General features: G+C 59.0%; 5 protein-coding genes. All 5 read left to right on the forward strand.

The annotated features are described in order from the left end of the window. Nucleotides 1–1056: 1056 nt before the first annotated feature. Nucleotides 1057–1806 (forward strand): NADPH-dependent F420 reductase, encoded by a 750-nt coding sequence (locus AC629_RS42220; RefSeq protein ID WP_084810541.1) that lies wholly within the window; start codon nucleotides 1057–1059, stop codon nucleotides 1804–1806. Then, nucleotides 1803–2408 carry a hypothetical protein gene (locus tag AC629_RS42225; protein ID WP_143199887.1) on the forward strand — a complete coding sequence of 202 codons (606 nt, stop codon included), beginning with the start codon at nucleotides 1803–1805 and terminating at the stop codon, nucleotides 2406–2408. The genes AC629_RS42220 and AC629_RS42225 overlap by 4 nt, the downstream gene beginning before the upstream one ends. A 4-nt stretch (nucleotides 2409–2412) precedes the next feature. Further along, nucleotides 2413–3114, forward strand: a complete 702-nt coding sequence (locus AC629_RS42230; RefSeq protein ID WP_084810543.1) for a hypothetical protein — start codon at nucleotides 2413–2415, stop codon at nucleotides 3112–3114. Continuing rightward, nucleotides 3099–4007, forward strand: coding sequence for an aldo/keto reductase (locus tag AC629_RS42235; protein WP_084810544.1), 909 nt, complete (start codon nucleotides 3099–3101; stop codon nucleotides 4005–4007). Before AC629_RS42230 ends, AC629_RS42235 begins: the two co-directional genes overlap by 16 nt. 436 nt (nucleotides 4008–4443) lie before the next feature. Next, nucleotides 4444–5541 carry a hypothetical protein gene (locus tag AC629_RS42245; RefSeq protein ID WP_143199888.1) on the forward strand — a complete coding sequence of 366 codons (1098 nt, stop codon included), beginning with the start codon at nucleotides 4444–4446 and terminating at the stop codon, nucleotides 5539–5541. Nucleotides 5542–5601 lie beyond the last annotated feature (60 nt).

A 5601-nucleotide genomic window follows, 5' to 3' on the forward strand; every position in this document is an offset into this window, starting at 1 on the left:
TGCCGCGTCCACCGCAAGCCCGGCTCGCGAAACGTGACGACACAAGATCGCCCCTCAAGGATGAGCCGGGATGGGCGACACATACGATATTTCCGAATTTCGGTAAAGTGGAATATTTTTGTGGGAAAGGGTTGACGGGGTGGCGGGTGTTTTGCCCGACGGGCAGCAGAGCTTGGCGTTAGAGAGGATCAAGCCTTGACGAACTTTCTTCGGGCTTCGGCATCGAACTCATCAACAAGTTGTGCAAGCTCAGTAGCTGTACCATGCATTACTTTGACGCGCTCGAGAGCCGAGGCCGGCCACGACCAGTTCGAACTTTTTTGACCGAGCCTCCCAAGGCGGGGAACAGGCGCGAGAGATTTGCATTCAGTAGTGCGGGGATCAGGAATGGAACCGTTGCACGCACGACCACATGTTTAGCGGTGGTTTCGCGACGAAACTGGGGTCCAGAGATGAAAAAGTCCCTCTGTTTGGTTTGCGGTGCGCTTGCTGGGATAACAATCCTGCACTTCACCGCCTTTGCGGGAACCACCACGTCAAACTCTACCACCGCTGCCCCTGCTGCCAGTTCCTCTCCGCACAAGCAAAACAGACAACGCCCCGGAAATATTGAGGAAGAGTGCGAAAACGAATGGCGGGCTGATAAGGAAGCGATGATGGGACGCGATATGACCGAAGATCGTTACATCGAACAATGTAGCGTGAGAGACGACGTACCGCCTATGCCCTCTGAAAACGCCGCTCCCTCCGCTGCACCCAACAGATCCCCTGACCGTTAGGGACCGTTTGTAATCCGTGCAACTGACATATGCGGAGTACAGCGGCACGACAACAGCAGCCGTAGCGCATGCGATGGCGATCATCGCCGACCGGCAGACGCACCATGCAAATTGCAAAAAGCCGCTCTTCGGAACAAGGATCAACTCCGTGCGAGCGCTTCCTCGAATCGGAACTTACGGCACTCTTCGCATTATAATAGTCGTCACGGGGGGAACGACTTCTTGAAGCTGAAAAGTGCGACGAGATTTCGTCCTGCAATTTGCCACTGGTGTGCTGATGTTCAAGCACGTCACCGTCGATCGCCGTCGTCGCGCGCTATTGGGCGCTGCAGGAGTGCTCATTCTCCAAGGGATGCTCCAAGCGACGACTGTATCGGGCCAGACCGCCTCCAGTCCCAAAATGAAAATCGGCGTTGTCGGCGCGGGCCATATCGGTGGCACGATTGGCGGCCTGTGGACCAAGGCAGGCCATCCGGTCTTCTTCTCGTCACGTCACCCGGAGGAATTGCAGGACCTCGTTGCGCGCCTTGGCCCCCTTGCGCAGGCCGGGACAGTCGATCAGGCGATTGCATTTGGCGACGTTGTCTTCATCGCCGTGCCTTACGGCGCACTGCCGCAGATCGGCAGAGATTACGGTAAATCGTTAGCGGGAAAGATCGTGCTCGACGCCGACAATGCGGTGGCCAGCCGCGACGGCGCCATCGCCGACGAGGTTGAGCGCAATGGCATAGGAGTTACTTCGCAGAAATATCTGCCCGGGGCGCGGCTGGTGCGCGCCTTCAACACGCTCAACTACATGATCTTTGAGCGCGAAGCGAACCGCCCTCCTCCCAGGCTTGCGGTGCCGATCGCTGGCGATGATCAGGAAGCAGTCCGGGTAGGGGCGGGACTGGTGCGCGATGCCGGCTTTGATCCGGTTGAGGTCGGCAACCTAGCCGATGCAAGCCGCTTCCAGCGCGGCGCGCCGGGATACGGCCAGAATGTGAGTGCGGCCGAGCTCAGGCAGAAGCTGTCGCTGGCACCATGACGGCTGCCACGACAGCTCTCCTGGGCTGGTTGGCGCGCACGGTGCCTGGTACCGCGCGAGAGCGGGGGGCAGCGGTGTGGTCGTTCGCTTATTTCTTCACCCTGCTTGCCGGCTACTATGTGTTGCGCCCGCTGCGCGATCAGATGGGCATCGCCGGCGGCGTCAAAAACTTGCCATGGCTGTTCACGGCCACATTTGTCAGTCTGCTCGTCGCTCAGCCGCTGTACGGCGCACTGGTGGCGAGGTTGCCGCGGATCAGGTTCATTCCCATCGTCTACCACTTCTTCGTCGCCAACCTGGCCCTGTTTTGGCTGTTGCTGATTTTCGACGTCGAAAGAGTGATCGTGGCACGCGTGTTCTTCGTCTGGGTCAGCGTGTTCAACTTGTTCGCGGTTGCGGTGTTCTGGTCGTTCATGGCCGATTTGTTTGCTTCAGAGCAAGGAAAGCGGCTGTTCGGGTTCATCGGCGCCGGGGGGGACCGCTGGCGCGCTGCTCGGTCCTGTTGTCACGATCTGGCTGTCGGCGCCGCTCGGTCCGCTCAACCTGCTGATAGTGGCCGCCGCTTTCCTCGAACTAGCCGTGTTCTGCGTGCATCGAATTGAAAGCGTGGCGGATCCGCCGACGGAAGTGGACCTTCGACGGCAGCGCGTTGGCGGCAGCGCGTTTGCGGGATTGTCCGAACTGATCCGATCGCCTTATCTCCTCGGCGTGGCCGCCTGGGTCAGCCTGCTCTCGTTCGGTGCGACGATTACCTATTTCGCGCAGGCCAACATCGTTTCGGCGACGATCCACGGCGCGGCAGCGCAAACGCGCTTGTTTGCAGGCATCGACCTCTCGGTGGGTCTGCTGAGCCTGGCGACACAGGTGTTTGCCACCGCCGCATTCCTCAAGCGCTTCGGCACCGGCATCGCGGCCGCAGCCTTGCCTGCAGTTTATGTCGTGGGTTTTGCTGCGCTGGCGATCGCGCCAAGCCTGTCCGTGGTGGTGACACTCCAGGTCGCGCAACGCTGGATGAACTTTGCGATCGCAAATCCGGCACGCCAGGTGTTCTTCACCGTGGTCGGCCGCGAGGAAAAGTACAAGGCCAAAAACCTGATCGATGTGGTGATCTATCGCGGCTCGGATGCGTTGTATGGCTGGGTCTATGACAGCCTGCAAGCGCTGGGATTGAAGCTTGGCGCCATCGCGCTGTGCGTGCTCCCGGTCGCGGCGGGCTGGCTCGTTCTCTCAACCACGCTGGGGCGAACGCAGGAGCGCCTCGCGATGAAAGCAGATGATCAAGGAGAGTCGGGATGGCAATCCAAATGACTCAGCAGATCACACGCCGAGACTTTGTCGCGCTTGCGGGCGGATTTTTGCTGTCGACCAACGCCGTTGCCCAGACCGAGACCCCGCTTCTCACCCGTCCAATTCCAGGCAGCGGCGAACGCATTCCCGCCGTCGGCCTTGGCACCGCCTATGTTTTCGATGAGAATAACGAAGCCACGCGGAGCAAGGCCGATGCCGTCGTGCAGGCTCTGATCAAGAATGGCGGACGGCTTATCGACACCGCTTCAACCTACGGCGATGCGGAAAGCGTGCTCGGCGAGGTCACTAAAACGGCTGGCATACGCGAGAAGCTCTTCATCGCTACCAAGCTCGAGTCGCCTGATTCCCAAGAACTCAAACGATCATTGGCCCGACTGAAAACAGCAAGCGTCGATCTACTGCAGCTCCACAACGTCAGAAACAAGCAGCAATCTCTCCAACGCTTCAACGATTGGAAGAGGCAGGGCATGTGCCGCTATGTCGGCATCACCTCGACATTCCACCGGGACTATCCCGCGGTCGTGGCGGTGCTCGAACGGGAGAAGCCTGATTTCGTCCAGATCGACTATTCACTCGATAACCGCGGGGCTGAGAAGACCATCCTGCCACTGGCCGCCGAAGTTGGAGCCGGCGTGCTGACCGCGTTGCCTTACGGCAATGGCAGATTATTCCGCGCCGTGCACGGCAAGGAATTGCCGGACTGGGCACAAGTGTTCGCGAACTCCTGGGGACAGTTTTTTCTGAAATATTTGCTCAGTGACCAGCGTGTGACCGCGGTGATCCCCGGGACCGGCGATCCCCGCCACATGGCGGATAATGCCGCCGCGATGCGCGGCCCGCTGCCCGATCTCGATCAACGGCATCGAATGGTCGAGTTCGTTGAAGCACTTTGATGACGACGTGCGCGTTAGTGCAATTCGCCTTGTGCCAACACCGGTTGACCGCTCACGGCAAATTTTGCGGCTCCCTTACTGTCCGGCGAACCCAATCGTGGAAAATCGTAGTTTGGTGTGGAAATTCGCAGGATTGGTAGCGGGGGAGGGACGCGTTACCATATCCCTCAAAAACAGAATTCCATAGAAAATCCAAAGCCTTGTCTGGATCGGAGGTTCGAGTCTGAGGGTGATACATCTCACTGGGATGTATCACCCCGGCCGGGTCTCCCAGAAAGGCAAGCACGTGGCCCGCCCGGCCTATCTCAGCCGCCGTCCGGACGGACGGTACTGCCTCCAAATTAGATTGGGGAAACGCGCCGCAGAAATCTTTGGCCGGCCCCTGCTCCGTGTCAGCCTCAGAACAGGCAACTTTAACGAGGCGCGGAGAAGGCTGGTGAAAACCCTGAAATGGGCTCTAGAGATCGTCCAGGCTCCAGATCTGGAGGCGCTGGGAGCTCTCGTTGACCAGCGGTTGCGAGCGTATGTCGCTGCCGGTGTCCCCGGCGATGAGAGCGAGCTGTCCGGCCGTCAGGCATTTGAGCACCCGGTCCGGACTTTCTTCGTTCGCGCCCGCGAGCGCGGCTTCTTCTCTCGCCCTCATTTTCCCGACCTCGCGAAAAATTGGGTCAGTTTCGTCGATCAGAATAAGGCCGCCGAAAGCGAATTTGCCAAATGCACCGCGCGCCGTCTTAAGTCGTCCGGTCCCAATTTGAGCCAGGCCGCCGGTGGGGCGGATAAAGTTGGGCAATTGCAGATTTTGCCGACCTCCCCTGTTTTGGCGCCCTTCGACTTTGTAGCCCTGGCCCAAGGCTTGGCGACCGAGATGGCCAAGCATTTCGGATCAGCCACGATTGGACCGGCTGAACAGCCTCACCCCAAGCCGGACATAAAGGCTGCCGAGCTCAAGGGCGCGGCCCCGGCATCCACGAAAAAAATGTCGGACGCGCTGGCCGAATTTCTAAAGCCCGCCGACCGCAAGCGCCAGCACAAGATGAAGGGTCGCGGGGAAGCCGAGGCGGTCGTGCAATTTGCGGTCGATTTTCTCGGCGATCCACACATGGGCGAGCTAAGTAACGAGAAGTGGACCCTGCTCGACGAAGCACTCCCGGACATCCCGAACCGCGACAACATTCCGCGCGAGTTTTCGAAGACCCTATTCCAGCGCTACGAATATGCGAAGACACATGACTGGTCCGACCTGGTGCGTGTGACGACCACGACGATTAAGAGCCGTTATTGGGGCGGTCTTTACAAGTTCATTGATTGGGCCATTCAGGAGAAGCTTTATCTGGGACCGCGCCCCAAATTCGAATGCATCGATCCCGAAAACCTAGCTCCACTACCGCGTGACGCGTTCGACGACGAAGAGCTGCTCACCCTGTTGAAACAGCCGCTCTTCACCGGATGCAAGAACCGCACGCACGTATGGCGTGAGGGCGGATTTCGTGCAGTCGCACATTTAGTCGTCCGTGAAGAATACGGATCGGTCTGAGAAATAAGCAGAATTGGTCTTGATATAATATTCGATTTTGCAGGAAAGCGAGGTGTTGGA

Origin of the sequence: Bradyrhizobium sp. NAS80.1, from assembly GCF_001908205.1 — a bacterium.
Classification (GTDB): domain Bacteria; phylum Pseudomonadota; class Alphaproteobacteria; order Rhizobiales; family Xanthobacteraceae; genus Bradyrhizobium.